Below are 26,858 nucleotides of genomic sequence, written 5' to 3'. Positions count from 1 at the left end.
TTTCATAATGAATGTACGACATAAGTTACAGTGTAACGGATTGGTTTTTATTCTGTCTTGCACACTGTTTTTTACCCTGTTCCAAAATGCACTATTTATTTATAAAGCCTGGTCGCTGATTCATTTTGACAGCAGTGACAGCTATTTCTTTGCTGCAACCATACCGGTAGTCATCTTCTGCGCCCTTAATATTATTTTTAGCTTGCTCGCGGTGCCCTTGCTGCGCAAACCCATCATTATTCTGTTTCTGCTCGGCAGCGCGGTCGCTAACTATTTTATGTTCAGTTACGGTGCCGTGATCGACGCCAATATGATGCAAAATGCCTTTGAGACTAACTCACAGGAAGCCACCGCCCTGTTCACCCCGCGCATGGCGCTGTGGTTGCTGGTGTTAGGCATTATCCCTGCGGTTGTTGTCTGTTTTGTACACATCCGGGCCACTCGTCCTTGGTGGTATATGTTGGGGTTGCGCGCAGCCAATATTTTGCTCTCCACCGTGATTATCCTACTGGTCGCGACCCTGTTTTATAAAGATTACGCCTCATTGATTCGTAACAATAAAAGTATCGTCAAGATGCTAACGCCGTCTAACTTTGTCAGCGGCAGTTTTCAATTTGCGAAACATAAATATTTTGCCAGTAACATGGCATTGGTGACGATAGGTGAAGATGCCCATAAAGGCCCGCTGATTAGCGGGCAACAGAAAAAAACATTAGTTATCTTAGTGGTCGGCGAAACCGCCAGAGCAGAGAATTTCTCGCTAGGTGGTTATGGGCGAGAAACCAATCCTCGCTTGCAGAAACAAAACGTTACCTTTTTCAAGAATGCTTCATCCTGTGGCACTGAAACGGCGGTGTCGGTGCCGTGCATGTTCTCGAATATGCCGCGCAAAAATTACGATGCTACACTGGCTAGCCATCAGGAAGGGCTGATGGATATCCTGGCGCGCGCAGGGTTGAATGTCTTATGGCGGGAAAATGATGGCGGCTGTAAAGGTGCCTGTGATCGCATTCCTCATCAGGATGTGACACAGCTGAAGTTAAGCAATGATTGCGAAAATGGCGTCTGTCTGGATAATGCATTGCTCTATAAATTAGATAACTATATCAATGGACTACAAGGCGATGCAGTGATTGTATTGCATCAGATGGGCAGCCATGGCCCAGCATATTACCGCCGATCCTCCCCAGAGATGCGCCAGTTCACCCCAACCTGTGATAGCAACCAAATTCAGGATTGCACTCCCCAGGAGCTGGTGAATACTTACGACAATTCTATTCTCTACACAGATGCGATGCTGGATAACACCATTAAGTTACTGCAACAGCACAACAATAACTTTAATACCGCACTGGTCTATCTCTCCGATCATGGCGAGTCACTCGGAGAAAATGGCATGTATTTGCATGGCACTCCGTATATGTTCGCCCCTAGCCAGCAAACACACATACCTTTTTTAATGTGGCTGTCTCCTGAATATACAAAAAACTATGGCATTGACCGCCAGTGTCTGTCCGACAGTGCGCAACATAATGAAATTTCTCAGGATAATCTTTTCCATACCCTATTGGGCATGATGAATATTCAAACTACCGAGTATCAAGCTGCAATGGATTTACTGCATAAGTGTCGCAGCCCAAACCCGTAAACAAAAAAGTGCTGTTAGACAGCCGATAATATCTGAAATTAATGCCAGCGCTCCTCTGTTGGCATTTTTTTCTTGACCTAGACCGATCGGTCTATTACGCTCTTTGGCATGAACAAAATACAGCATACACAGGTAGACACCCGCGAGCATCTATTGGCTACGGGCGAGAGTCTCAGCTTGCGCCTTGGCTTCAATGGTATGGGCCTTAGCTTGCTACTCACCACCGCGGGTATCCCGAAAGGGTCGTTTTATCACTACTTCCGTTCAAAGGAAGTTTTCGGTGAGGCGATGCTACAGCGCTATTTTGATCGTTATGATGCTGAGATGGAAAGTTTATTAGCCCAGCAACAAGGGGATAAGCGCCACCATCTACTGCGCTATTTTGCTCAATCTATCGCTAACTATTGTGGCAGTGAATGCCACAATGCTTGTCTGGCGGTTAAACTATCAGCCGAAGTGAGTGATTTATCCGAACCCATGCGTCACGCGCTGGATATCGGCACTGCTCGCGTCATTGGTCGTTTGCAAGATGCCATCGAAGCCGGTATTGAAGAAGGCTCGCTGCGTATCACGCTTTCCCCTGCCGCAACCGCAGAAACACTCTATGCCTTGTGGCTTGGTGCGGCGTTGCGCGCCAAGGTGAAACGATCGGTGGCTCCGCTGACTTGTGCGCTGGAAAGTATTGAACTGATTTTACAACCCACTCAATGATCTCATAATCCAATGATTCTGAAGTTAATATTATTTATCTTCGGGATTTACCCAGTCACTAGTTGACCGGTCTATTAATATAGGACGCACCATGACAACTGCTAAACTGTTCTCCCCTTTGAAGGTTGGCGCGCTCACTTTGCCAAATCGTGTCTTTATGGCGCCACTGACTCGTTTACGTAGCATTGAGCCAGGTGATATCCCAACCCCTCTGATGGCGGAATATTATCGCCAACGAGCCAGCGCAGGTTTGATTATTACTGAAGCAACTCAGGTTTCTTTCCAGGCGAAAGGCTATGCCGGTGCGCCGGGGTTACATACCCAAGAACAGCTAAATGCATGGAAAAAAATCACTCAGGCAGTGCATGAAGAAGGCGGACATATTGCTGTGCAGTTATGGCACGTCGGCCGTATCTCACACAATAGCCTGCAACCGGGTCAGCAAGCGCCCGTCGCGCCTTCGGCTATTGCGGCCGACACCCGCACCACCATCCGTGACGAAACCGGTGCTTGGGTGCGTGTTCCCTGCTCGACTCCGCGGGCACTGGAAACCGAAGAGATCCCCGGCATTATCAATGATTTCCGCCAGGCAACGGCGAATGCCCGTGAAGCTGGCTTCGACTATATTGAGTTGCATGCCGCCCATGGCTATCTGCTGCACCAATTCATGTCTCCAGCATCAAACCAACGTACCGACCAATACGGCGGCAGTATTGAAAACCGCACGCGCTTAACGCTGGAAGTGGTTGATGCCACTGCCGCTGAATGGGGTGCTGAGCATATTGGGATTCGTATTTCACCACTGGGGCCGTTCAATGGTCTGGATAATGGTGAAGATCAGGAAGAAGCTGCGCTGTATCTGATTGATGAGCTGAATAAACGCCAGATTGCTTATCTGCACATCTCCGAGCCAGACTGGGCCGGTGGCAAACCTTATACCGCGGCCTTCCGTGACGCCGTGCGCGCACGCTTTAACGGGGTGATTATCGGTGCGGGTGCTTATACCGCCGAGAAAGCTGAAGACCTGATTGAGAAAGGCTTTATTGATGCCGTCGCCTTTGGCCGCAGCTACATTTCCAATCCGGATTTGGTCGCTCGTCTACAACAGAAAGCGCCGCTGAATGAGCCAGATGGTGAAACCTTCTACGGCGGTGGCGCTAAAGGGTATACTGACTACCCAACACTGTAAGACTCTTTTATGTAATTCATTAAATAACAGCTGGTTAGAAGATAATTCTGACCGGCTGTTTTGTTTTTGACCCGTAGAAGATTACCGAGCTAGTGAGTGTGATAATATTGCTATATGATTATAAATTAGTTTTGATTTATCATGACTTGTAAATTTAACCTATTGATTATAAGGGGCTTTGTAAATGCGCTTACTCCATACCATGATCCGTGTAGGTGACCTGCAACGTTCCATCGATTTTTATACCAAGGTATTAGGGATGCGTTTGCTGCGTACCAGCGAAAATACCGAATATAAATATTCGTTGGCATTCGTCGGTTACAGTGATGAGAGTGAAGGTTCAGTCATTGAGCTGACTTATAACTGGGGCGTTGATAGTTACGAAATGGGGACTGCATTTGGTCATCTGGCGCTGGGTGTTGATGATGTTGCTGCCACTTGCGACCAAATTCGCCACGCGGGCGGTAAAGTAACTCGTGAAGCCGGTCCGGTCAAAGGCGGTAATACCATTATTGCTTTTGTCGAAGATCCCGACGGTTACAAAATCGAGTTAATCGAGAATAAGAGCGCCGGACTGGGCCTCGGAAACTGATTAACTTAAAGGCACCGGTAAGGTGCCTTTTTTCTCATCGCGATATCCCCCTGCATCCCGCGCTAAAATTTGACATAATGCGCGCTGAATTCGATGAAGATAAGAAACTGATGGCAGATAAAAGTGACCTTAACGCCCTGAGTGGCCGTTTTCGTGGGTATTACCCAGTAGTAATTGATGTAGAAACCGCCGGTTTTAATGCTCAAACTGACGCATTACTGGAAATTGCCGCCGTCACCTTGCAAATGAACAAGGATGGTTGGCTGTTGCCAGATGAAACACTGCATTTTCATGTTGACCCTTTTGAAGGTGCCAATCTGCAACCTGAAGCGCTGGCATTTAATGGCATAGACCCGACCAACCCTTTGCGTGGCGCAGTCAGTGAATATGAAGCCTTACATGCCATTTTCAAAGCGGTACGCAAAGGTTTGAAAGATCAAGGCTGTAACCGGGCAATTATTGTCGCGCACAATGCCCACTTTGATCACAGCTTTGTGATGGCGGCGGCAGAACGTGCCAGTTTGAAGCGCAATCCATTCCACCCTTTTGCCACATTCGATACTGCCGCGCTCAGCGGGTTAGTGCTGGGGCAAACAGTGTTGGCTAAAGCTTGTCTGACTGCGGGTATCCCCTTTGACAGTAGCCAGGCTCACTCAGCTTTGTACGATACCATGCAAACCGCAAAACTATTCTGTGAGCTGGTGAATCGCTGGAAGAAACTAGGTGGCTGGCCGGTACCGGCGGGTGAATCTGAGTAAGCAGATTTGAGGTGGGAATAGCGATTTCATGATTAAAAAAGGTGGCTTGCAAGCCACCTTTTGTTTGTTCCACTCACTCGCCAACCCATTATTCTGCGGCTGGTTTTTCTTCTTCTGCACGATATTTATCGGCAGTTTCTTTCAGTAACTTTTGCAGTTCGCCGCGTTGATACATTTCCATCAGAATATCGCAGCCGCCGACCAATTCACCATCAACCCACAGCTGTGGGAAGGTTGGCCAGTTGGCATATTTTGGCAGCTCAGCACGAATATCTGGGTTTTGCAGAATATCAACATAAGCAAAACGCTCGCCGCACGCGGACAGCGCCTGCACAGCCTGAGCAGAGAAACCGCAGTTTGGCAGCTTAGGTGAACCCTTCATATAAAGCAGGATTGGGTTTTCCGCTATCTGGCGCTGAATTTTATCAATCGTGGTCATTTCTTGCTTCCTCAAGCCCTGTGGCTACAATACTTATTGCTCAATTTAATTATTGCGTACGGCCTATTGTAGCGACTGTCACGACAGGAATAAAACGCCATCTTTTGCAGGGGCTTTACTCTGCCAGCAAATGGTTATATTGTCGGCTACAAATATATGCATTTATAATAACATTTTTGATCCCATCACTTCATTATTATCTTGCTTGTGGGGTGCTTGAAATAGGCGGTGGTTAACTCGTTGACGTATGGTTGATTTAAGGTCATTTGACGGGTGAAAAAACAACAATTGCGACGCCATTAACGTTTTCTCACAATATCGATTAGATTCTTGTAGTTCGCCGCTGTTTTATATCCGGAGTTTCGGCAATACTGTGACTCTTCATATTCATTTCAGGGCCAAGGTTGGTAGCGTTATTATGCGTTTAATTCTTACGCTGTTTGTGCTGCTGTTCACCCAGCTATTTCTAAACCTGGCGCATGCGTCGCCGCAGGCTCACGTCTCTGCTGAGCAAAAGAAAGGTCAGATTAGTCAGGCCAGCCCTGATGATCGCAAGAAACGTAAAGCAGATAAAAACATTAAGAAAGTTAAAGTCGACAACAATAAAAACACTACCAGTAAAAAAGTCCCAAATAAGATAGCCGCCAATAACGATAAAAAGAAAACAGCCGCCACTGCCAGTAAAACTATTAAGAAGAAAGCACCAGAAGTCAGCAAACCTACCGCTAAAAAATCAAACAACAGTAAAGCCACTGAGAGTAAAAAAACCGATATTAAAACTGCGGCCAATAAAAAGGCGACAGTTAAGAAAACAGAAAAAGTTGCTTATGGTCGCCATAGAAATAAAGCGGAAGGGAAAGCCAGCACCGAATTAGCCGCAAATAATAAAATGAAACTCAGCCCGGCACATAAAAAACGCTACCAACACGCCAAACAAACCGCTATGAGCAAACTGATGAAACAAGTCGGCAAACCTTATCGCTGGGGCGGCACCTCCCCTAATACCGGTTTTGATTGCAGCGGGCTTATCTATTACGCCTATAAAGATGTCATCAGAATAAAAATGCCGCGCACCGCCAACGAAATGTATCATTTGCGCGATGCAGCACCGGTTAAACGCGCTGAATTAGAAAGTGGTGACCTGGTGTTCTTCAATATTGCTAATCGTGGTGTGGCCGACCATGTAGGGGTCTATTTAGGCAACGGCAAGTTTATTCAGTCCCCGCGGACGGGCGAAGAGATCCGCATCAGCATGATGGATAATGACTACTGGCAAGATCACTATGTCGGCGCGCGCCGGGTAGTGACACCAAAAACCATCCGCTAATCCTTACACTGGCATCCGGTAAATCTATCAGGTGCCTACCTCTCAACATCCCCACCAATCACATAACTCAATGCGTTTAATTTTCGTGCAATCTCCTATCTGTCAGTGTGGTTATATCTGTCATTCCTGTTGAAAGTTGTTAAGATTAATACCCACAACAAAAATACAACAATTATGATTTAACCGCTCTTCGCCGCATCATGGCTACAGCTAATGACCGGATTTGAGGAGCAAACACCCTGAGCAACCCCGAAAGGAGAGAGCTATGTCTTTTGAATTACCCGCATTACCTTATGCACAAAATGCACTGGAACCGCATATTTCGGCTGAAACACTGGAATATCATTACGGCAAGCATCACAACACCTATGTGGTGAATCTTAATAACCTGATTAAAGATACTGAGTTTGCTGCTAAGACGTTGGAAGAGATTATCAAAACCTCCAGCGGCGGCATCTTTAACAATGCTGCTCAAGTCTGGAACCATACTTTTTACTGGCACTGTCTGTCGCCGAATGGCGGTGGCGAACCGACGGGCAAAGTCGCTGATGCCATTAAGCAATCTTTTGGTTCTTTTGCTGAATTTAAAGCGCAATTTACCGACGCCGCAGTGAAAAACTTTGGTGCAGGTTGGACGTGGCTGGTCAAGAAAGCGGATGGCACTCTGGCAATTGTCAGTACATCGAATGCTGCAACACCACTGACAACCAGCGATAAGCCGTTGTTGACAGTGGATGTGTGGGAACACGCTTACTATATTGATTACCGCAATGCGCGGCCAAAATATCTGGAGAACTTCTGGGCTTTGGTTAACTGGTCTTTTGTTGAGCAGAATTTAGCTTAATAGCGGCGTAATAATTAAGGGCGGGTAAACCGCCCTACTTATCACCGGCAAGCGGCTTAATTAATTCATTACCGCCACGAAGCTAAAGACAATAATCATTGCCAGCGCACCAACAGTCGTAATCAGCGACATCTTCAAATTGGTATCCATAAAAACTCCTCAGCCGGTTAATTTTAGTAGGGAAAAGGCACATAATTAGTGCGTTAAATTATTTTCCCACAGATAGGAAAAAAAATCTTGTGCTCATTACGCACTTTATAACATTGATTAGCTCTTCCACTTTCCCTCCAGATCAGACAAAATTCGCAGTTCATAACTGCATACCGACTAATAACGTCCAATAAAAACTCTCAGACGACCAGCTGACTCAACCATCCAGCCTACTATCGTGCTTCTGTCTGAGCGGTTTTCGAGTAATGCAGGCAAACGATTAACATAATACTTACCTGCTGTAACAGGTAAGCTTAGGAGTCATTTTTTTTATGGCAACGATTAAAGATGTGGCCAAACACGCGGGTGTGTCCACCACCACCGTTTCACACGTGATCAATAAAACTCGTTTCGTCGCCGAAAATACCAAGGCTGCTGTGTGGGCAGCCATTAAAGAACTGCATTATTCGCCCAGTGCTGTGGCTCGCAGTTTGAAAGTGAATCACACTAAGTCAATTGGTTTACTGGCGACATCCAGTGAAGCCCCCTATTTCGCTGAAGTGATCGAAGCGGTTGAAAATAGCTGCTATAGCAAAGGCTATACCCTGATTTTATGTAACTCTCATAATAATCTGGATAAACAAAAAGCTTATCTGGCCATGCTGGCGCAAAAGCGTGTTGATGGGCTATTAGTTATGTGCTCAGAATATCCCGAGCAACTGTTAGGGATGCTGGAAGATTATCGTAATATTCCAATGGTAGTTATGGATTGGGGCACCGCGCGCGGTGATTTCACCGATTCAATTATTGATAATGCCTTCGAGGGTGGCTATTTAGCTGGCCGTTATCTGATTGAGCGCGGCCATCGTGATATCGGTGCTATTCCCGGCCAGTTATCACGTAATACCGGGGGCGGTCGCCATCAGGGCTTCCTGAAGGCCTTAGAGGAAGCGAATATCACGATTCGTGATGAATGGGTGGTTCAGGGCGATTTTGAACCTGAGTCTGGTTATAAAGCCATGCATCAGATTTTGACGCAAAAACATCGTCCGACCGCAGTATTCTGTGGCGGCGATATCATGGCGATGGGTGCAATATGTGCCGCTGATGAGCTGGGACTCCGCGTGCCGCAAGATATTTCGGTGATCGGGTATGACAACGTACGTAATGCGCGCTATTTCTCACCGGCGCTAACCACGATCCACCAGCCCAAAGAGCGATTAGGTGAAACCGCCTTTGCCATGTTGCTTGATCGTATTGTCAGCAAGCGCGAAGACCCACAAACCATTGAAGTACACCCGAAACTGGTAGAGCGCCGTTCTGTCGCTGATGGCCCGTTCCGCGATTACCGCCGTTAATCCTCTTCGGCCAGTCACATTCCACGTGACTGGCCGCTAGTGCTGCACGCCGCCGTCATCCGCTGCATTGCCATCCTTTAACCATTCGTCATTTAGCGTGACACTGTCACCTAAATAGTCCAGTAACCACGCTAAAGCTGGGGAGTGATTATTCTGTTCCCAGGTTAAGCAGCACGGGCTATCTGGCAGTGGTTCAGCTAACGTCAATGCCACCAACTGGCCATCGGCAATCAGCGGCGACACCATATGGGCTGGCACCATACCAATGCAAAGCCCTGCACACAGGCAGTCAATCCCCGTCGTCCAGTCCGGTGCCACTAATCGTTGCTGATTATCCAGCGTCCAGGTATCTCGCTTAGGCAGATTTCGCGCCGTATCCTCCAGACAGAGTGATGGATATGGCCGCAACTGATTGTCGTTAAGTGGCCCGGTTAAACGGGCTAAAGGATGGTTCACGCTGACCACACAGTGCCAGGTCAAAAAACCCATATCGCGAAATACAAACCGCCCTCTCACCGGGATAGCCCGGGTGGCACCAATGGCCATATCGGCTTGCCCATCGACCAAAGCATCCCAGACACCATTAAACACCTCATAGCGCACCCGCAACTCCACATCAGGGAAATGGCGATAAAAATCTAGCACCAGGCGGCGACTTCGCTGCGGTTTGACGATTTTATCTATCACGATATTTAATTGCCCCCGCCAGCCATTCGCCACCTGTTGGCACTGACGGCGTGTGTTATTCATTTTTTTGATAACATCCCGGGCTTCTTTGATGAAAACCACCCCAGCCTGAGTCAATTCGACATCGCGATGACGCCGCTCAAACAGAGGAACTGCCAGCCACTCTTCCAGTTGGCGCACGGTATAACTGACGGCAGACGGCACGCGGTGCAATTCTTGAGCAGCCGCACTGAAGCTCCCGGTGCGTGCCACTGCATCAACCACATCCAATGAGTATTCAGACCACATTATTTTCTGCCTCTTTATATTCAATTATTTGATATCAATTTTTTTGATAGCTTCTCGCAAATATTACTGTTTCACAACTGATTATCGCAGCGGATAGAATGCCCTCCGCTATAAACCCCTAATTATAAAGCTGTCTAAAGACAGCAAATTGCCTGCAAAATTATGATAAAGAGAAATAAAGTATGAAAACGTCAGCAAGTTTCATGTTCTATCTGGCGGGTTTGAGCATGTTGGGGTACTTGGCCACCGATATGTATTTACCCGCCTTTGGTGCCATGCAACAAGAATTACAAGCCTCCGCCGGTTCCATTAGTGCCAGTCTCAGCATCTTCCTCGCCGGTTTCGCTATCGCCCAGCTTATTTGGGGGCCAGTCTCCGACAAGCTGGGCCGCAAACCAGTGCTATTAGCTGGATTGGGATTATTTGCCATCGGCTGTTTGGGGGTGTTGTGGGTTGAGACAGCAACACAACTCTTGGTGCTGCGCTTTATTCAAGCTGTGGGGGTCTGCTCAGCAGCAGTGAGTTGGCAAGCATTAGTGGTAGACCGCTACCGTGACGGTAAAGCCAACCGGGTCTTTGCCACAATTATGCCGTTAGTGGCGTTATCTCCGGCACTCGCCCCATTATTGGGTGCCTGGCTATTGAACCACTTCAGCTGGCGCTCAATTTTCGTCGTACTGTTGGCCGTGACACTGTTACTTTTGATCCCCACTGCACTACTGAAAGAGCGGAAAAATGCCCCATCAGATAATACGGTGCAAAATAAAAGCGCCATTAGTTTCTGGCAGCTCCTAAAATCGCCAGTATTTAGCGGCAACGTGATGATATTTGCGGCATGCAGCGCGGGGTTCTTCGCCTGGTTAACCGGCTCGCCTTTCATTCTGGGTGAGATGGGATATAGCCCCAATGCCATTGGTTTGAGTTATGTTCCACAAACTTTGGCCTTCCTGCTGGGGGGGTTTGGTTGCCGCAGCGCACTGACTCGGATTAAAGGCAATACCCTGCTGCCTTGGCTGTTGAGCGGCTATGCCATCAGCATGGTTGCGCTCTATTTGATCGCAACATTGACCACGCCAACGCTGATAACTTTACTTATTCCATTCTGCTTAATGGCGCTTGTGAATGGTGCCTGCTACCCTATTATCGTAGCAAATGCATTAACCCCATTTCCGGCTAATACGGGTAAAGCCGCAGCACTACAAAATACGTTGCAGCTCGGTTTGTGTTTTGTCGCCAGCATGGCGGTTTCGGCTTATATCAGCCAGCCCTTGTTGGCCACAGTCACAGTGATGTTATCGACCGTTATTTTGGCATTTCTGGGTTATGGCATTCATTGCTACGCTTTGCGCAAAGAAAAAAGCCACACTGACAGTACTGGCTATAATTGCACTGAGTCATAATTACCAATAAAAATAGTCACTAACGAACATGCTGGCCGGGAACGATTTATTATTGAGAAAGCGTCCCGGCAAGCCTATACTCGATTTAACCGATAACGATATCATTAAAAAAAAGCATTATCTTAAGCATTTTCTGTGCGCGTGGATTGCGTCACATTTACTCTTATGGATGAGTCGCCCTAACTCCAAGAGTCATTAGGGTTTCTTCTTAATCTTCCTCTTTACCTGAAGTAATGGGAGCTGCAACAACACTGCAACTTCAAATACCAAGGGTATGTCCGTAAAGGACATCAGACACCAAGGTCACGACAACCTATTTGGTATGTATTCGCGTATATCGACAGTGGCGCGGGTCATAAGTCAGAAGAAAGTGATGGAGAAGCTATGAGTTCATCCTGTATTGAAGACCAGAGTATTCAAGAAAATCCGTGGTTCCGCATTGTGCAAGAAATGCTGACTCGGGCTGATATTGAAATCAATGGCTCACGCCCCTTCGACATTAGAGTTAATAACCCAGACTTTTTTAAGCGGGTATTACAAGAAGGATCTTTGGCATTAGGTGAGAGTTATATGGATGGCTGGTGGGAGTGCGACCGCCTGGATATTTTCTTCCAGCGAGTACTCAGAGCCGGCTTGGAAAAACAACTGCCACATCATCTCAAAGATACTTTACGTATTGCCGCTGCTCGCATTATCAATTTGCAATCAAAGAAAAGAGCCTGGATTGTCGGTAAAGAACATTATGACTTGGGTAATGACTTATTCAGCTTAATGCTCGATCCCAATATGCAATATTCTTGTGGCTACTGGAAAGATGCCACCACACTTGAGCAAGCGCAGGAAAATAAATTGCAGATGATCTGCGAGAAACTGCAATTAGCTCCGGGTATGAAGCTGCTGGATATTGGTTGTGGTTGGGGTGGGCTTGCCGCTTATGCCGCCCGTCACTTCGGGGTGTCTGTCACCGGTGTCACCATTTCTGCTGAACAGCAAAAATTGGCGCAAAAACGCTGCGAAGGGTTGGATGTCACGATTTTGCTGCAAGATTATCGTGACTTAAATGAACAATTCGACCGCATCGTTTCTGTTGGGATGTTCGAGCACGTCGGGCCGAAGAATTATCACACCTATTTTGATGTGGTAAATCGCAATCTAAAACCTGATGGTTTATTCCTGTTACATACCATTGGCGCCAATCGTACTGATCTCAGTATTGATCCGTGGATTAATAAGTATATTTTCCCCAATGGCTGCCTACCGTCAGTGAAGCATATTGCCAACGCCAGCGAACCTTATTTCATCATGGAAGACTGGCATAATTTCGGTGCAGACTATGACCGAACACTGATGGCATGGTATGAACGTTTTCAAGCTGCATGGCCAAGTCTGGCAGAAAACTATTCACCACGATTTCAGCGGATGTTTAGCTATTATCTGAATGCCTGTGCGGGTGCATTCCGCGCCAGAGACATTCAATTGTGGCAAGTATTATTCAGCCCAAATGGTGTCGAAGGCGGTATTCGGGTTGCTCGTTAATCTCTTCTCTTAAGTTAGCAAGGCAGCGGGCCATTAGCCCCCTGCTTTGCTCTCTGTTAGCTAGCTCCGCACAGTTTTTTCTACTGCTGCTGCCGCAGTAGCAATATCGCGCTGTGCCAAAACTCGCTCGACAGTGTCAACTACCGCTTGGGTCTGTGGATCTATTTCGATATTAACCCGATGCCCTAAGCGCTTTTTACCTAATGTGGTCCGCGCCAGTGTTTCGGGGATCAAATGCACACAGAAACGATTCCCCACGACTTCACCGATAGTCAGGCTAATACCATCAATACCAATGAAACCTTTATGCAGTACATATTTCATTAAATCATCACTGGGCATGCGGAACCAGATCTGGCGGTTATTTTCTGAGGTGTATATCTTGGCAATTTCAGCAGTACAAATAATATGCCCGGACATAAGATGCCCACCAATTTCATCACTGAATTTAGCGGCCCGCTCCAGATTAACCACGTCACCAACCTTAATATCCCCCAGATTAGTAATACGCAGCGTTTCTTTCATTAAATCAAAACTGACCCGATTCCCATTCACTTCAGTCACTGTCAGACAGCAGCCATTGTGGGCCACAGAAGCGCCTAAAGCTAATTCAGGCAATAGCTCACTCGGCATTTCCACCACATGGGTGCGGAAGTTGGATTTTTCCTCGATTGCAACCACTGGCGCGGTGCCTTGCACAATACCTGTAAACATACGCCATGCCTCTTATCTGTTATCTATAGAAAGAAAAATGCTATGTCTTGATTTTGCCTCAGAAGATAAGGAAAACCAAACCACTTAGACGAAAAAGGCACTTCCGTGGTATTTCATTGATTAAGCTTGGCGAGTAGGTACAATCTTTATACCCTTTGTACTTGAAGTTACAGGGGTGTTAGCTACGCTCACTCCCCCGAATCACTTACTTGAGTAAGCTCCATCGGGATTCGTTCGCTTGCTGTCTACCTGTAACTCCAATTACTTTGGCTATATTTATTTCCCATTGCTTTATTTGTCGTAAATCGCACGATAAATAATCACTATTAAAATGATAAAAGGTGCATACGTGCAGAAGTATATTGTAGAAGCGCGTAGCTTATTGGCTCTCGCTATTCCCGTTGTCATCGCGCAATTATCGCAAACAGCCATGGGCGTGGTTGACACAATTATGGCCGGCTCTGTCAGTGCAACGGATATGGCCGCCGTGGCTGTTGGTACCTCAATTTGGTTACCCGCTATTTTATTTGGCCACGGACTATTATTGGCGCTGACCCCGACGGTTGCTCAACTCAATGGCTCCGGACGGCGGAATCAGATTGCGCATCAAGTCAGACAAGGTTTTTGGCTGGCATTGTGTGTTTCGCTGCTCATTATGGTGGTGCTCTATAATAGCGACCACGTTATTAAGCAGATGCATAATATTGATCCGGTGCTGGCCGATAAAGCCGTGGGTTTCTTGCATGCCATTATGTGGGGTGCGCCCGGCTACCTATTTTTCCAGGTTCTGCGCAATCAGTGCGAAGGATTATCCAAAACCAAACCCGGCATGGTGATTGGCTTTGTTGGGTTATTGGTGAATATTCCGGTTAACTATATCTTCATCTACGGCAAGTTTGGTGCGCCAGCCCTAGGAGGCGTGGGTTGCGGGGTGGCAACCGGCACCGTTTACTGGGTGATGTTCCTGATGATGCGTTGGTACGTCAACCGCGCCCGCTCTCAGCAAGATATCAAGCTAGAAAAAGGTTTTGCCATGCCCGACTGGCAGGTGATGAAACGCTTGGGTGGTTTGGGGCTGCCGGTTGCATTAGCACTGTTTTTCGAAGTCACACTGTTTGCCGTCGTCGCCTTATTGGTGTCCCCACTGGGTATCGTCGCGGTGGCTGGGCACCAAATCGCCCTCAACTTCAGCTCACTCATGTTCATGCTGCCGATGTCACTGAGTGTAGCGGCGACAATTCGAGTCGGCTTCCGTCTTGGGCAAGGGTCGGTTGAGCAAGCTAAAGTTGCATCTTATACCGGCATCGCGGTCGGCTTAATGCTGGCGTGCGTTACCGCGATATTTACCGTGACTTTCCGTGAACACATTGCTCTGCTGTATAACAAAAATCCTGCCGTGGTAATGATGGCCTCCCACTTAATGCTGCTGGCGGCTATCTATCAACTATCTGATGCAGTTCAGGTTATCGGCAGTGGCGTGTTGCGTGGTTATAAAGATACTCGCTCAATCTTCTTTATTACTTTTACTGCATATTGGTTGCTGGGATTACCAAGTGGCTATCTGCTGGGGCTGACTGACTATATTGTTCCCGCCATGGGGCCAAGTGGTTTCTGGATAGGGTTTGTTATTGGTCTCACATCGGCGGCTATTTTGATGGCGCTGCGTATTCGTTGGCTACAAAAACAGCCGCCCGCTTTTATCCTGCAAAAAGCGGCCCACTAACGGCTTAAAGTCTCTGGCGCTAATTGTTGCTATCGCCGCTAACAATTAGCGCCAACCAAAGCAAAAAGATGGAGAAAAAAACAGCGCAATGGATAAAAGCACAGCAATTACGTGAGTTTGCGGTGAATATTATGTTTTTCCCCTTGCCAGCAGACGGGCAGCTCGTTAATATTCGTCCCCGCTGTCAGCATTGATGGCAAGTAATAAAGGATGCGTCCGTAGCTCAGTTGGTTAGAGCACCACCTTGACATGGTGGGGGTCGATGGTTCGAGTCCATTCGGACGCACCAACATTACTTTTGGCACTACCCGCAGTATGATTAATGAAGAGTATAATGTGCGTCCGTAGCTCAGTTGGTTAGAGCACCACCTTGACATGGTGGGGGTCGATGGTTCGAGTCCATTCGGACGCACCAACATTACTTTTGGCACTACCCGCAGTATGATTAATGAAGAGTATAATGTGCGTCCGTAGCTCAGTTGGTTAGAGCACCACCTTGACATGGTGGGGGTCGATGGTTCGAGTCCATTAGAACGCACCACTCTGCAACCTCCCGACGTTATCATCTCTCGCAACCTGTCTATATTTTGACCACGACACTTTCGCTATTTATTATAAAAAGTTCGTAAAAAATGTTAAAACACACAGCAGTTGCGCAACAAACTAGGCATTATTCTCGGTGTTTGCGCGACGAATCGCCCCTTTTTATAAAAAACGGCAATGAGTTTCTGTTTTCTATTTCATTTCCGGCTACTTACCGCCTATAATACGAACCGTCGTTTCAGTTGAATGGTTTCAGCATCTTGATCTGTAGATACGCTAAAAAAATACAACTCGCATTTACGCCATCGTACTCCGATCATGCGTTTAGCCTCGTGCTAAAGTTTTCCGCTCAACTTCCGCAACTGTCATCTATTCTTAGTAATGTTTTGCTTCTTGGTAACGTTTCGCTACACCAGACACTAATCAGATCCCACTCCGTTGCCGTACGTAACGGAACTTTCGCTTTTTATCCATCACAACTTGTAGAAAAAATCCGTCATGAAAAAGACTAAAATTGTTTGTACTATCGGTCCAAAAACCGAATCTAAAGAAATGCTGACGAAGCTGCTGAATGCTGGCATGAACGTTATGCGTTTAAACTTCTCCCACGGTGACTATGAAGAACATGGTCAACGTATCAAGAATATTCGTGCTGTTATGGCAGAAACTGGCCTGAAAGCCGGTATCTTGCTGGACACCAAAGGTCCTGAAATCCGCACCATGAAACTGGATGGCGGCAAAGATGCTGCACTGGTTGCAGGTCAGACTTTCACTTTCACCACTGATCAAAGCGTTATTGGCAACAACACCATCGTTGCTGTGACCTACCCTGGCTTCGCTGCTGACCTGAAAATTGGCAACACTGTGCTGGTTGACGATGGTCTAATCGGTATGGAAGTGACTGAAGTCACCGAAAGCACTGTGGTATGTAAAGTGCTGAACAACGGTGATTTGGGCGAAAACAAAGGCGTTAACCTGCCAGGCGTGTCTATCCAACTGCCAGCGTTGGCTGAAAAAGATAAAGCTGACCTGATCTTCGGTTGTGAGCAAGGCGTAGATTTCGTTGCGGCATCCTTTATCCGTAAACGTTCTGATGTATTGGAAATCCGCGAACACCTGAAAGCACATGGTGGCGAGCACATCCAGATCATCTCTAAAATTGAAAACCAGGAAGGTCTGAATAACTTCGACGAAATCCTGGAAGCCTCTGACGGTATCATGGTTGCCCGTGGTGACTTGGGTGTTGAGATCCCAGTAGAAGAAGTTATCTTCGCGCAGAAGATGATGATTGAGAAATGTAACCGCGCCCGCAAAGTTGTTATCACTGCAACTCAAATGCTCGATTCCATGATCAAGAACCCACGCCCTACCCGCGCAGAAGCAGGCGACGTTGCTAACGCCATTCTGGACGGTACAGATGCCGTGATGCTGTCTGGTGAGAGTGCTAAGGGTAAGTACCCATTAGAGTCTGTGACCATCATGGCGACCATCTGTGAGCGTACAGACCGTATCATGCCTAGCCGCATCGAAACGCTGAATGACAATCGCAAAATGCGTATCACTGAAGCTGTTTGCCGTGGTGCTGTAGAAACCGCCGAAAAACTGGAAGCCAAAGTGATTGTTGTGGCAACTGGCGGCGGTAAATCTGCTAAATCAGTACGCAAATACTTCCCTACAGCCACTATTCTGGCGCTGACCACCAATGAAACCACTGCCCGTCAGTTAATTCTGACCAAAGGTGTTGTCACTCAGTTGGTCAACGAGATTGCTTCAACGGATGATTTCTATCGCATCGGTAAAGAAGCAGCTCTGGCTAGCGGTCTGGCACAGAAAGGCGACGTTGTCGTTATGGTTTCTGGTGCTTTGGTTCCAAGTGGTACAACCAACACCTCTTCCGTGCACGTCTTATAATCCCGAACCGCACGCTAGAGCACTAATTAAAAACGCCGCTTTCAATAGCGGCGTTTTCTTTTTAAACCACTGCAAAATAAACTTTCTGAAAAATCCACTTTATCCTAAGAGCGCTAAAGTTTTTTTCTCAGTAAGACTTATCTGAAAGAATCCGGCTGTTTTGCCTCGTTTTTTTAACTTTTTTTTAAAACAAGATGCTTCTTTGAGCGAACGATCAAAATAAACCCCTCTAATACTAAAAATTTATTCTCTTTCGAAAAAACTTTGTGTAATACTTGTAACGCTACATGGAGATTAACTTAATCTAGAGGGTGTTAATAATGAATCGTACTAAACTTGTACTGGGCGCGGTAATTCTGGCTTCTACTATGCTGGCTGGTTGTTCAAGCAATGCTAAAATCGATCAACTGTCTTCTGACGTTCAGACTCTGAACGCTAAAGTTGACCAACTGAGCAACGACGTGAACGCAATCCGTTCTGACGTTCAAGCAGCTAAAGACGATGCAGCACGTGCTAACCAACGTCTGGACAACCAAGCTCACGCTTACAAGAAGTAATATTACTTCCTGAATGAAAAATGGCGCACATTGTGCGCCATTTTTTTTGCTTCGCTGAAACCCGTTTCTGACAGTGACCTTCCTTGATGTCCCCTTCCCTTTTACTACTCACTCATCAACACATTTCACAATACGACTGCGCTATAAACTTTGCCATGGCAAACATCTGGCTGCCATGGCAAAGGTGCGGCTAAGACTTAATTGGCGGCGGAGTAAACCGGGCCTGGCTGAACCAGCTTAGGAGCGGCTTCTTCAGTCGGTTGCTGCTCTTCGTTCTGTGGTTGTGCCTGAGGCTCGCTCTGAGGCGCTACAGCAGCCGGAGCTTGCACAGGGGCAGTCTCACCTACAGTGACGATAACTGGCATGCCAGCGCGGCGTACAATTGCATCCTGAACCACTTGTGCATCAGTCTGGCTGTCGTTGATAAACTTCTGCAAGCTACTGCTGATAGCAATTGGCATGGTTTGCGGGTCATCACTGTCTACACGAGACAACGGCTGATGAACTTCCACATAACGTTTGCCATCGGGCTCTACAGAATATTTAACCGGCTCATTGATAATCTGGACGCGAGTACCTTTAGGTACGGATTTGAACAGCGCTTCAATATCATCTGGGCGTAAACGAATACAACCCGAGCTAACACGCATGCCGATACCAAAGTTGGCGTTGGTACCATGAATCAGGTACTCACCACCACCCGCAGCCAAACGCATGGCAAACAGACCCATAGGGTTTTCCGGACCCGCAGGAACTACCGCTGGCAAGGTAACACCCTCAGCCAAGTAGTGCTTACGGATATTCGCTGTTGGTGTCCAGGTTGGGTTCGGGATTTTCTGGCTGACAGACGTTGTCATAGTTGGGGTATTACGCCCTAACTGGCCGATACCGATAGGGTACACAATCACTTTGTTCTGGCCTTTAGGGTAATAATAAAGACGCAGCTCAGCCAGGTTGATGACGATACCTTCACGTGGGGTATCTGGCAGCAACATCTGGGTCGGGATTGTTAATACTGAGCCCGGTAATGGCAAATACGGGTCAGCACCTGGGTTAGCTTCCAGCATCCCCAACAAACCGATTTTATAATCGGCAGCAATAGCCTCAAGCGGACGGCCATCATTTGGAACGGTATAAGTAGTATTTTCACCAATCAGACGGCTATTGGCTGGAGGTAGAGGATACTCGGTCGCATTGGCAGCGGTGATACTTCCCGCCATACAAGTTGCGAATAACATACCAATCAAAGTTAATGCACGTTTCATGCTTAGTTCCTACATCACTTCTTAAAATTCGGTTTACACGGCTATCTACGTTAATTTTAGCAGCCAATAATAAGGCCACCATATAGTAACAGCCCTTATTATAAAGGCAATTTATATCTCTAAAAATCAAGGTGTTACAAAGTAATTTATTATGCTTCTTCCAGCAGGGAGGACGATTTAACCTGCTGAAATTTCACCATTTTAATACTGTGACTCATGACGCAAAATTGCTCAGTCACCTATGAATAAAGCACAAAATGTTGGTGCGGATCAGCCGACGTTTAGGGCCGCAGCTTTAGTACGAATAGCGCGGATCATCGCTTCAAGCCCTTGAGAGCGCGAAGGCGTTAGGTGCTGACTCAAGGCTAAATCTGCAAAAAATGGCCGAACATCCAAATCCACGATCTGTTGCGGGGTCAAACCCTGATAGAGAATAAACACCACGGCGACCAAACCTTTGACGATTGCGGCATCACTGTCACCGGCAAAAGTCACCTGCCCCGTTGGTGAAAGGGTCATGGCGATCCAAACCTGGCTCTGGCAACCAGAAATAAGATTCTCTGGCTGGCGCTGTTGCTCAGTTAGCGGCGGCAACTGTGCGCCCAGTTCGATCACATACAGGTATTTCTCTTCCCAATTTAAACAGCGGGAAAAGTTGCGAATCAATTTATCTTTATCTGGCAAACCCGCCATAACATGCTTCCTATTACTGAAGTTACCCGTCATCTTTCAAGCCGCAGCGGTGTTGGCTGCCATCATTTACTCAAGTCGCTGAGTTCATTTTGTTACCGCCTCCCGGCAGCTCAAAATCGATTGGGTATAAAAACTAAAATAAAAGCCGACTGCTTAAAATGATAGTCGGCTTTAGGGGGCATTGTCGCGAACTGTCTGCGCTTAGCCCAGCAATTTTTCGATGCGTTGTAACCCACTCACCAGTCTATCGACTTCTTCCGGGGTATTATAAAGCGCCAGTGATGCACGGCACATACTAGGCACCTGATAGAATGACATCAGCGGCATCGCGCAATGATGCCCGGTGCGAATAGCAATGCCGTATTGATCAAGGAAGCTCCCCACATCATAAGCATGATGTGGGCCAAGGTTGAAGGCAATCACCCCGGCCCGTTTTGCCGGACCATAGATTTTCAGGCTCGGGATCTGCCCCAACTGCTGCAATGCATACTGCATGAGTGATTGCTCATATTGCTGGATAGAGGCAAGCCCCAACTGATTCACATAACTGATTGCCGCGCCAAGCCCCATAATTCCCGCGGTATTGGGAGAGCCAGCTTCAAAGCGCCATGGCGCATCGGCAAACGTGGTGCCTTGAGTCAGACTCACGGTTTTGATCATCGAGCCGCCGCCTTCCCAAGGTGGCATTTGTTGTAACAGAGCACTCTTGCCATACAAGATGCCAATGCCCGACGGCCCATACAGCTTGTGCCCAGAGAAGACATAAAAATCACAACCCAAATCCTGCACATCGACACTCTGATGCATGATAGCTTGCGCGCCATCCACCAGCACCACCAAGCCAGCCGCTTTGGCCTGCGCGACCATCTGTTTGATAGGATTAACCGTTCCCAGCACATTGGAAACCTGGGTAATCGCCAGTAGCCGCGTAGTGTCATCAATCAAGCCTGCCAACGCACTTAACGCCAGCTCACCTGTTGCGGTTAACGGCCATACCCGAATTTCGACGCCCAGATCGGTTGCCAGCATCTGCCAGGGCACAATATTAGCGTGATGCTCCATTTCGGTGATGATAATGCTGTCGCCCGCTTTCAGACTATGGCGGCCATAGCTGTTAGCCACCAGATTGATGGCCTCAGTCGTGCCCTTAACAAACACAATTTCTTCGGCAGATGCGGCATTAATAAAGTCGGCAACCTGACTACGTACCGCTTCCATCTGTTCCGTTGCTTGCGCGCTCAGCGTGTGAATGCCCCGATGAACGGCTGCATAACCCTCACGATAGAAATTAAGTTCCCGGTCGATCACCACTTGTGGCTTCTGCGCACTGGCGGCACTGTCCAGATACACCAAAGGCTGCCCATTAACCTGACGACTCAGCAGCGGGAAATCAGCTCTTATTTGTTCAATAGGGAATGGTTCAGTAGGAAATGGTTCTATAGAAAATGATTCACTAGGGAACTGTTCAGTAGGAATACTCATAGCGATGCCTCAGCCAGGCGCTCAGCAATGCGCGCTAAGACTATTTTGCGGATAGTTTCGTCATGGATGGCTTCGGTTAATTCAGCCGCAAAGGCAAAAATAATCATTTGCTGTGCATCAGCTTGATTGATACCGCGTGATTGCAGATAAAATAGCTGCTCGGCATCAATTCGCCCCACTGTGGCACCATGACTGCATTTCACATCATCAGCATAGATTTCCAACTGTGGCTTGGTATCCACTTCCGCCAGCTTGCTCAGCAGCAAGTTATTATTGGTCATCTGGCCGTCAGTTTTCAGAGCATGCTGAGCCACTTTAATCATGCCATTAAAGATAGCTTTGCCCCGCTCGCGAACAATGGTTTTGTGCAACTGGCGGCTTTCACAGTAGCCTTTGTTATGCTCCAGATAAGTGCGGGTGTCGCAAATCTCACGCCCTATCGGTAACAACAGACTATTAATGGAGAGCGTCGCACCCTCGCCATTCAACTGAGCGCTGGTGTTATGGCGGGACAGCCCGGCACCGAGCAAGAAACTATAACTCCGCGCTCGCGCATCGCGCCCTAGCACTAAATCATTATGAGCAAAGTGGTAACTTTGTGCGGTTTCAAATGCCAGTTTGCAATGGCTCAATTCGGCATTATCACCGACAGCGATGGTCAGCCGTGCACCGGTAAAATGCGGCTGCTCATCAAGACTGACAAAATGCTCAATCACTTCAGCCTGTGCATTGGCTTCAATGGTCAGATGATGGCGATAGTGGCTGGTGTTCACTACATCGGAATCATTACCTGAGCTGATATGCAGCAAATAAAGTGGTTTATCACTCTGTTTCCCTGCTGGCAGACGAAGGTGCCAGCCCTCTTGAGCCAGACTTTCGGTCAAATGCAAAAAGACTTCCGGCTGGATGGCGGCGGGAAACTGTGCATTCTCTGTCATCGAGGTCAGTTGGTACGGGCCGCACTCACTGTCACTTAATTGCGGAGAATACCGCCCATCAATGAAGACTAACCGATGAGCATCTTGCACCAATGACAGGGCATCGCGCTGGGCGAGTGTTACCGCCGGGGCGCGGGCAAAATCAAAGTCATGGGCCAAGAGGCGCTCGAGTGGCGTGTATTTCCAGTCTTCATGTTTAGCCGTAGGAAAACCTAATTGCAGCACCTGTTGCCAATGGCCGGCGGCCGCAGCGGAATAACCATTCTGGCGCTGTTTAAATAGCTGACCGAAGTGCTTTAATGCATCAATACGCTGTTGCTCCAGAATACGTTGTTGTTCCGAAAGGGTTTGCTGTTCCTGCATTTTACTGTTGGTCGGTAAGCCAGCCATAACCTTGCTCCTCCAACTGTTTTACCAGTGTAAAATCACCCGATTTGATGATTTTCCCCTGATACAGCACATGGACAAAGTCAGGTTTGACGTAGTCAAGGATGCGCTGATAGTGAGTCACAATAATAAATGCGCGGTTTTCATCACGCAGCGAGTTAACACCGTTTGCCACGATTTTAAGTGCATCGATATCCAGACCTGAGTCCGTTTCATCCAGAATGCATAAAGAGGGCTCCAGTGCCGCCATCTGCAAGATGTCGTTGCGTTTCTTTTCACCGCCGGAAAAACCTACGTTAACCGAACGGGTCAGCAGATCGGCTGGCATTTTGAGCAACTCAATTTTCTCTTCAATAAAGTCGGCAAAATCAAAGCGATCCAAAGGTTCCTGTTGGCGATATTTACGCACGGCATTAACCGCCGTTTGCAGGAAGAAATGGTTACTCACCCCGGGAATTTCCACCGGATATTGGAACGCCAGAAACACACCTTCGCCGGCGCGATCTTCTGGGTCCAACTCGAGTAAATCTTTGCCTTTGAACGTCACACTGCCCTCGGTGACTTCATACTCTTCACGCCCAGCCAACGCCGCTGACAAGGTACTTTTCCCTGAGCCATTCGGCCCCATGATGGCATGCACTTCACCGGGTTTGATCTCCAGATCTAACCCTTTAAGGATTTCGTTACCTTCAACACTGACTTTTAAATTCTTGATGCTTAACATAGGTTTCCTTGGTGCGCCTGAGCGCAAAACTTTACTTATGCAGCGAACGCTTAGCCGACACTGTGTTCCAGGCTGATAGCGAGCAATTTCTGTGCTTCGACGGCAAACTCCAGCGGCAACTCAGAGAACACATCCTTACAGAAGCCGTTCACAATCATTGAGATGGCATCATCTTCACTGATACCGCGCTGCAAGCAATAAAACAGTTGGTCATCGCCAATTTTTGAAGTGGTCGCTTCATGCTCCAATTGCGCCGAGCTATTACGCACTTCCACATAGGGGAAAGTGTGCGCGCCGGAGTCTGGGCCAATCAGCATTGAGTCGCATTGGGTGAAATTACGGGCGTTATCCGCTCCGGGTAGAATTTTAACCAAACCACGATAGGTATTTTGGCTATGACCGGCAGAGATCCCTTTGGCAATAATGGTTGATTTGGTGTTTTTGCCGATATGGATCATTTTGGTGCCAGTATCTGCCTGCTGATGACCATTGGTCAGCGCTACCGAGAAGAACTCGCCAATTGAGTTATCCCCTTGCAGAATCACACTGGGGTATTTCCAGGTAATGGCTGAGCCTGTTTCAGATTGAGTCCAGGACATTTTCGACCCTGCCCCTTCACACAAGGCGCGCTTGGTGACAAAGTTGAGAATACCCCCGGTGCTGTCGGCTCCGGCAAACCAGTTCTGCACGGTTGAATATTTCACTTCTGCATTTTTATGCAGAATAACCTCGACCACCGCCGCATGCAGCTGATAGCTATCACGAACCGGTGCCGAGCACCCTTCGATGTAGCTCACGTAGCTGTCTTCGTCAGCAATCAGGATGGTGCGTTCAAACTGGCCCGTTTTCGCGGCATTAATCCGGAAGTAAGTCGATAACTCCATCGGGCAGCGCACCCCTTTAGGGACATAAACAAAGGTACCGTCAGAGGCCACCGCCGCATTGAGTGCGGCAAAAAAGTTATCTTTTGCCGGAACCACCGAACCCAGATACTTACGCACCAGATCCGGATACTCCTGAATTGCTTCACCGAATGAGCAGAAAATAATGCCCTGCTCGGCCAGCTTGCCACGATAGGTGGTGGCAACAGAAACTGAGTCAAAAATAGCATCGACCGCCACTTCTGCCCCTTCACGTACCGGAACACCTAACTGAGCAAAAGCAGATTCGACCTCGGCAGTGAGGTACTCGTTAATATTGTGCTGCGACATATCCTGCGAGGTGGTGCCATCCGCTGACGATTGTTGCACCGCTCCAGGTTGCGAATCACAGCTATCATCACAACTGCCGCAGGATGGCGCGGAGTAATAGCTATAATCCTGATAATCCAGGCTCTTATAATGTGCTTTCAGCCAGTGCGGCTCTTCCATTTGTAACCAACTTCGATAAGCACCCAAACGAAACTCCAGCATCCATTCAGGTTCATTACGTTTCGCTGAAATGGCGCGAATGACATCTTCATTGATGCCTTTCGCCAACTCATCAGTAGCAAGCTGAGTAAAGAAGCCCTCTTTATAGCGACCGTCGCTGACCCAAGCCTGCACATCATCTGGAACTTCTACATTGCTTCGTGTCATTTCGTTTACATCGCTCAAACGCCAAAACTCTCGCCACACCCGCAGGAATGCTGAGCTTTAGGGTTATTAAATTTGAAAATTTGATTGAGCCCTTCACGGACGTAATCCACCTCAGTGCCATCGATAAATGGCATCGCTTTGAGGGGGACGTAAAGTCTGGCGCGGCCATGCTCGAAAACCAAAGCATCGCTGGCTGGCTCTTTCGCCATATCCATAACATAGGCAAACCCGGCGCAACCGGATTGCTTGACCCCAAGCTGTAACCCTTTGACTTCCGGGTCCTGCTCCATGAGACGGGTAATTTGCGCAGCAGCGCTGTCGGTTATCGTTACGCCTTGCCAAACGTTGTCATCGAGTGAGAATGTCCCGACGGATTCCTGTTGCATATGCCCTACCTTTTTCTCGCTGATAATTGATAAATCAACACAGATTGATCACAATGGTAGTGATAATAATTATCACTTCAACCGTTTGTTTTGCAGGGATATTAAGAAAAGTGTCGTTTAAACCCCGAATGAGGCGGCAACGAAGAGAACATGCTGCGATGGCCGAAGAAGTCGGGAGGAACAAGTACACTTTTATCACTATGAAATAACACGATAATTTCCACAGTGACACTCGAATTCCTTGCTGTCTCAGAGGCTAATCGCAGTCAGTCTCCGAGTTTTTTAAACATTCATAAAAAATACCTATTTCTCCATTAACTTTAGCTGAAAACCTCCGCAGGGGAAACCTATCGTAGAGATTCGCCGCATTTATCGGATAAACAAAATTGTCAGTCGATTGAGAGAAAAAGTAAGTGGCTGGAAGTTGAATTGCTCAAGGCCGCTGAATCGCCCTGAGCAAAGTAATGACTTGTATTTTGTAGGGTTATTTATTGTTAGCGGGTTAATACTGCGGTGGTTAAGCGGGAAGTGCAACACAGGTTATCCTGCTCGTCATAGATTTCAATCTGCCAAACCTGATGGCTGCGGCCAACATGAATCGCCCGACAACAACCACGGACTTTGCCAGATCGCACCGCCTTAAGATGGTTGGCATTGATTTCCAACCCCACCACTTGTTGCCCCTCGACAGTACACAGGTAACCGGCCATAGAACCCAATGACTCCGCCAACACCACCGACGCGCCGCCATGCAGCAGACCAAAAGGCTGAGTTGTGCGGTTATCTACCGGCATAGTCGCTTCCAGTTCGTCATCTGAGAATCGGGTAAACTCGATGCCCAAATGCCCTACCATGCAGTTTTGGCTTTGCTGATTTAGTTGTTCTAGTGTCGCGGTGCGTTTCCACAGCATTCTGTCTCCCCTTTAGCCTTCGTTCTTGAAATTGCAGCGTTGTTAGCTGCTCTCGTTACTCGGCCCATCCATGGGCCTCGCCTCTGCGAGGCCGCTGCAAGCAGCGTTCAAATCTGCTCC

The 26,858-nt window shown here is 47.8% G+C and carries 26 protein-coding genes and 3 tRNA genes; 17 read left to right on the top strand and 12 right to left on the bottom strand.

Annotation, left to right across the window (positions count from 1 at the left end; translation table 11 throughout):
* The first annotated feature begins 7 nt into the window (after positions 1 to 7).
* The 5 genes from eptA (at position 8) to rnt (ending at position 4,898) form a co-directional block, all read left to right on the top strand.
* Complete coding sequence (gene eptA, locus FTA96_RS10065) at positions 8 to 1,648, top strand: phosphoethanolamine transferase EptA (protein ID WP_050107143.1); 1,641 nt, start codon at positions 8 to 10, stop codon at positions 1,646 to 1,648.
* 108 nt (positions 1,649 to 1,756) lie between these two features.
* Complete coding sequence (locus tag FTA96_RS10060; RefSeq protein ID WP_050107144.1) at positions 1,757 to 2,359, top strand: TetR/AcrR family transcriptional regulator; 603 nt, start codon at positions 1,757 to 1,759, stop codon at positions 2,357 to 2,359.
* A 91-nt stretch (positions 2,360 to 2,450) separates the two neighbouring features.
* Positions 2,451 to 3,548, top strand: coding sequence for an alkene reductase (gene nemA / locus FTA96_RS10055; RefSeq protein WP_050107145.1), 1,098 nt, complete (start codon positions 2,451 to 2,453; stop codon positions 3,546 to 3,548).
* Positions 3,549 to 3,732: 184 nt separating this feature from the next.
* The gene (gene gloA, locus FTA96_RS10050; RefSeq protein ID WP_050107146.1) at positions 3,733 to 4,140 is read left to right on the top strand and encodes a lactoylglutathione lyase; all 408 of its coding nucleotides are present in this window, start codon (positions 3,733 to 3,735) and stop codon (positions 4,138 to 4,140) included.
* 77 nt (positions 4,141 to 4,217) lie between these two features.
* The gene (gene rnt, locus FTA96_RS10045; protein WP_050107147.1) at positions 4,218 to 4,898 is read left to right on the top strand and encodes a ribonuclease T; all 681 of its coding nucleotides are present in this window, start codon (positions 4,218 to 4,220) and stop codon (positions 4,896 to 4,898) included.
* An 88-nt stretch (positions 4,899 to 4,986) separates the two neighbouring features.
* Here rnt and FTA96_RS10040 read toward each other — a convergent pair whose 3' ends face one another.
* On the bottom strand, positions 4,987 to 5,337 hold the full coding sequence (locus tag FTA96_RS10040) for a Grx4 family monothiol glutaredoxin (RefSeq protein WP_050107148.1): 351 nt from the start codon (positions 5,335 to 5,337) through the stop codon (positions 4,987 to 4,989).
* A gap of 418 nt (positions 5,338 to 5,755) precedes the next feature.
* On the opposite strand from FTA96_RS10040, the gene FTA96_RS10030 reads away from it, so the two are divergent.
* Both FTA96_RS10030 and sodB read left to right on the top strand, forming a co-directional pair.
* Positions 5,756 to 6,664: a C40 family peptidase gene (locus tag FTA96_RS10030; protein ID WP_050107149.1), complete on the top strand. Its 909-nt coding sequence runs from the start codon at positions 5,756 to 5,758 to the stop codon at positions 6,662 to 6,664.
* Between the two features lie 265 nt (positions 6,665 to 6,929).
* Positions 6,930 to 7,508, top strand: coding sequence for a superoxide dismutase [Fe] (sodB, locus tag FTA96_RS10025; protein ID WP_050107150.1), 579 nt, complete (start codon positions 6,930 to 6,932; stop codon positions 7,506 to 7,508).
* A 60-nt stretch (positions 7,509 to 7,568) separates the two neighbouring features.
* Here sodB and cydH read toward each other — a convergent pair whose 3' ends face one another.
* On the bottom strand, positions 7,569 to 7,658 hold the full coding sequence (cydH, locus tag FTA96_RS10020) for a cytochrome bd-I oxidase subunit CydH (RefSeq protein ID WP_019079325.1): 90 nt from the start codon (positions 7,656 to 7,658) through the stop codon (positions 7,569 to 7,571).
* A 332-nt stretch (positions 7,659 to 7,990) separates the two neighbouring features.
* On the opposite strand from cydH, the gene purR reads away from it, so the two are divergent.
* Positions 7,991 to 9,016 carry an HTH-type transcriptional repressor PurR gene (purR, locus tag FTA96_RS10015; protein ID WP_145536603.1) on the top strand — a complete coding sequence of 342 codons (1,026 nt, stop codon included), beginning with the start codon at positions 7,991 to 7,993 and terminating at the stop codon, positions 9,014 to 9,016.
* A 36-nt stretch (positions 9,017 to 9,052) separates the two neighbouring features.
* On the opposite strand, the gene punR is transcribed toward purR, so the two are convergent.
* The gene (gene punR, locus FTA96_RS10010) at positions 9,053 to 9,991 is read right to left on the bottom strand and encodes a DNA-binding transcriptional activator PunR (protein WP_050134521.1); all 939 of its coding nucleotides are present in this window, start codon (positions 9,989 to 9,991) and stop codon (positions 9,053 to 9,055) included.
* 182 nt (positions 9,992 to 10,173) lie between these two features.
* On the opposite strand from punR, the gene punC reads away from it, so the two are divergent.
* Positions 10,174 to 11,391 carry a purine nucleoside transporter PunC gene (gene punC, locus FTA96_RS10005; protein WP_145573720.1) on the top strand — a complete coding sequence of 406 codons (1,218 nt, stop codon included), beginning with the start codon at positions 10,174 to 10,176 and terminating at the stop codon, positions 11,389 to 11,391.
* 384 nt (positions 11,392 to 11,775) lie between these two features.
* Positions 11,776 to 12,927 carry a cyclopropane fatty acyl phospholipid synthase gene (gene cfa, locus FTA96_RS10000; RefSeq protein ID WP_050107154.1) on the top strand — a complete coding sequence of 384 codons (1,152 nt, stop codon included), beginning with the start codon at positions 11,776 to 11,778 and terminating at the stop codon, positions 12,925 to 12,927.
* A 60-nt stretch (positions 12,928 to 12,987) separates the two neighbouring features.
* On the opposite strand, the gene FTA96_RS09995 is transcribed toward cfa, so the two are convergent.
* Positions 12,988 to 13,641, bottom strand: a complete 654-nt coding sequence (locus FTA96_RS09995) for a riboflavin synthase (RefSeq protein WP_050107155.1) — start codon at positions 13,639 to 13,641, stop codon at positions 12,988 to 12,990.
* Positions 13,642 to 13,990: 349 nt separating this feature from the next.
* Here FTA96_RS09995 and FTA96_RS09990 point away from each other — a divergent pair, with 349 nt between their 5' ends.
* The 7 genes from FTA96_RS09990 to FTA96_RS09965 all read left to right on the top strand — a co-directional run bounded on the left by FTA96_RS09990 (position 13,991) and on the right by FTA96_RS09965 (position 18,375).
* The gene (locus FTA96_RS09990; protein ID WP_050107156.1) at positions 13,991 to 15,364 is read left to right on the top strand and encodes an MATE family efflux transporter; all 1,374 of its coding nucleotides are present in this window, start codon (positions 13,991 to 13,993) and stop codon (positions 15,362 to 15,364) included.
* 68 nt (positions 15,365 to 15,432) lie between these two features.
* Positions 15,433 to 15,558: a hypothetical protein gene (locus FTA96_RS23690; RefSeq protein WP_259705556.1), complete on the top strand. Its 126-nt coding sequence runs from the start codon at positions 15,433 to 15,435 to the stop codon at positions 15,556 to 15,558.
* 18 nt (positions 15,559 to 15,576) lie between these two features.
* Positions 15,577 to 15,653, top strand: a tRNA-Val gene (locus FTA96_RS09985).
* A gap of 49 nt (positions 15,654 to 15,702) precedes the next feature.
* A tRNA-Val gene (locus tag FTA96_RS09980) sits at positions 15,703 to 15,779 on the top strand.
* A gap of 49 nt (positions 15,780 to 15,828) precedes the next feature.
* Positions 15,829 to 15,905 (top strand) — tRNA-Val (locus FTA96_RS09975).
* Between the two features lie 500 nt (positions 15,906 to 16,405).
* A complete protein-coding gene (pykF, locus tag FTA96_RS09970) occupies positions 16,406 to 17,818 on the top strand; it encodes a pyruvate kinase PykF (protein ID WP_050107157.1) in 1,413 nt (470 codons plus the stop codon).
* A gap of 320 nt (positions 17,819 to 18,138) precedes the next feature.
* Entirely contained in the window at positions 18,139 to 18,375 is a 237-nt protein-coding gene (locus tag FTA96_RS09965) for a major outer membrane lipoprotein (protein WP_005165631.1), read from the top strand.
* Between the two features lie 197 nt (positions 18,376 to 18,572).
* Here FTA96_RS09965 and FTA96_RS09960 read toward each other — a convergent pair whose 3' ends face one another.
* The 8 genes from FTA96_RS09960 to FTA96_RS09920 form a co-directional block, all read right to left on the bottom strand.
* Positions 18,573 to 19,640 (bottom strand): L,D-transpeptidase family protein, encoded by a 1,068-nt coding sequence (locus FTA96_RS09960; protein ID WP_050107158.1) that lies wholly within the window; start codon positions 19,638 to 19,640, stop codon positions 18,573 to 18,575.
* A gap of 270 nt (positions 19,641 to 19,910) precedes the next feature.
* Complete coding sequence (gene sufE / locus FTA96_RS09955) at positions 19,911 to 20,333, bottom strand: cysteine desulfuration protein SufE (protein ID WP_050121263.1); 423 nt, start codon at positions 20,331 to 20,333, stop codon at positions 19,911 to 19,913.
* Between the two features lie 201 nt (positions 20,334 to 20,534).
* A complete protein-coding gene (gene sufS / locus FTA96_RS09950; protein ID WP_235897471.1) occupies positions 20,535 to 21,815 on the bottom strand; it encodes a cysteine desulfurase SufS in 1,281 nt (426 codons plus the stop codon).
* Complete coding sequence (gene sufD / locus FTA96_RS09945; protein WP_145573719.1) at positions 21,812 to 23,143, bottom strand: Fe-S cluster assembly protein SufD; 1,332 nt, start codon at positions 23,141 to 23,143, stop codon at positions 21,812 to 21,814. The genes sufS and sufD overlap by 4 nt, the downstream gene beginning before the upstream one ends.
* Positions 23,118 to 23,864: a Fe-S cluster assembly ATPase SufC gene (gene sufC / locus FTA96_RS09940; protein ID WP_004706586.1), complete on the bottom strand. Its 747-nt coding sequence runs from the start codon at positions 23,862 to 23,864 to the stop codon at positions 23,118 to 23,120. Before sufC ends, sufD begins: the two co-directional genes overlap by 26 nt.
* A 50-nt stretch (positions 23,865 to 23,914) precedes the next feature.
* Entirely contained in the window at positions 23,915 to 25,441 is a 1,527-nt protein-coding gene (gene sufB, locus FTA96_RS09935; RefSeq protein WP_050107161.1) for a Fe-S cluster assembly protein SufB, read from the bottom strand.
* Between the two features lie 14 nt (positions 25,442 to 25,455).
* On the bottom strand, positions 25,456 to 25,827 hold the full coding sequence (gene sufA, locus FTA96_RS09930) for a Fe-S cluster assembly scaffold SufA (protein WP_050107162.1): 372 nt from the start codon (positions 25,825 to 25,827) through the stop codon (positions 25,456 to 25,458).
* 494 nt (positions 25,828 to 26,321) lie between these two features.
* The gene (locus FTA96_RS09920) at positions 26,322 to 26,738 is read right to left on the bottom strand and encodes a hotdog fold thioesterase (protein WP_050107163.1); all 417 of its coding nucleotides are present in this window, start codon (positions 26,736 to 26,738) and stop codon (positions 26,322 to 26,324) included.
* Between the last annotated feature and the right edge of the window lie 120 nt (positions 26,739 to 26,858).

The organism is Yersinia alsatica, from assembly GCF_902170305.1.
In the GTDB taxonomy this organism is placed as follows: Bacteria; Pseudomonadota; Gammaproteobacteria; order Enterobacterales; family Enterobacteriaceae; genus Yersinia; species Yersinia alsatica.
This window is presented reverse-complemented; position numbering and strand designations above follow the sequence as displayed.

Coding starts and splice junctions, on each gene's coding strand:
- nemA (WP_050107145.1), top strand. CDS start 2,451: ATGACAACTGCTAAACTGTTCTCCCCTTTGAAGGTTGGCGCGCTCACT.
- FTA96_RS10040 (WP_050107148.1), bottom strand. CDS start 5,337: ATGACCACGATTGATAAAATTCAGCGCCAGATAGCGGAAAACCCAATC.
- FTA96_RS10060 (WP_050107144.1), top strand. CDS start 1,757: ATGAACAAAATACAGCATACACAGGTAGACACCCGCGAGCATCTATTG.
- sufS (WP_235897471.1), bottom strand. CDS start 21,815: ATGAGTATTCCTACTGAACAGTTCCCTAGTGAATCATTTTCTATAGAA.
- rnt (WP_050107147.1), top strand. CDS start 4,218: ATGCGCGCTGAATTCGATGAAGATAAGAAACTGATGGCAGATAAAAGT.
- FTA96_RS09920 (WP_050107163.1), bottom strand. CDS start 26,738: ATGCTGTGGAAACGCACCGCGACACTAGAACAACTAAATCAGCAAAGC.
- sufE (WP_050121263.1), bottom strand. CDS start 20,333: ATGGCGGGTTTGCCAGATAAAGATAAATTGATTCGCAACTTTTCCCGC.
- FTA96_RS09960 (WP_050107158.1), bottom strand. CDS start 19,640: ATGAAACGTGCATTAACTTTGATTGGTATGTTATTCGCAACTTGTATG.
- punC (WP_145573720.1), top strand. CDS start 10,174: ATGAAAACGTCAGCAAGTTTCATGTTCTATCTGGCGGGTTTGAGCATG.
- FTA96_RS09995 (WP_050107155.1), bottom strand. CDS start 13,641: ATGTTTACAGGTATTGTGCAAGGCACCGCGCCAGTGGTTGCAATCGAG.
- sufA (WP_050107162.1), bottom strand. CDS start 25,827: ATGCAACAGGAATCCGTCGGGACATTCTCACTCGATGACAACGTTTGG.
- FTA96_RS09965 (WP_005165631.1), top strand. CDS start 18,139: ATGAATCGTACTAAACTTGTACTGGGCGCGGTAATTCTGGCTTCTACT.
- FTA96_RS23690 (WP_259705556.1), top strand. CDS start 15,433: ATGGAGAAAAAAACAGCGCAATGGATAAAAGCACAGCAATTACGTGAG.
- sufC (WP_004706586.1), bottom strand. CDS start 23,864: ATGTTAAGCATCAAGAATTTAAAAGTCAGTGTTGAAGGTAACGAAATC.
- purR (WP_145536603.1), top strand. CDS start 7,991: ATGGCAACGATTAAAGATGTGGCCAAACACGCGGGTGTGTCCACCACC.
- FTA96_RS10030 (WP_050107149.1), top strand. CDS start 5,756: ATGCGTTTAATTCTTACGCTGTTTGTGCTGCTGTTCACCCAGCTATTT.
- sufD (WP_145573719.1), bottom strand. CDS start 23,143: ATGGCTGGCTTACCGACCAACAGTAAAATGCAGGAACAGCAAACCCTT.
- eptA (WP_050107143.1), top strand. CDS start 8: ATGAATGTACGACATAAGTTACAGTGTAACGGATTGGTTTTTATTCTG.
- pykF (WP_050107157.1), top strand. CDS start 16,406: ATGAAAAAGACTAAAATTGTTTGTACTATCGGTCCAAAAACCGAATCT.
- punR (WP_050134521.1), bottom strand. CDS start 9,991: ATGTGGTCTGAATACTCATTGGATGTGGTTGATGCAGTGGCACGCACC.
- gloA (WP_050107146.1), top strand. CDS start 3,733: ATGCGCTTACTCCATACCATGATCCGTGTAGGTGACCTGCAACGTTCC.
- cfa (WP_050107154.1), top strand. CDS start 11,776: ATGAGTTCATCCTGTATTGAAGACCAGAGTATTCAAGAAAATCCGTGG.
- sodB (WP_050107150.1), top strand. CDS start 6,930: ATGTCTTTTGAATTACCCGCATTACCTTATGCACAAAATGCACTGGAA.
- cydH (WP_019079325.1), bottom strand. CDS start 7,658: ATGGATACCAATTTGAAGATGTCGCTGATTACGACTGTTGGTGCGCTG.
- sufB (WP_050107161.1), bottom strand. CDS start 25,441: ATGACACGAAGCAATGTAGAAGTTCCAGATGATGTGCAGGCTTGGGTC.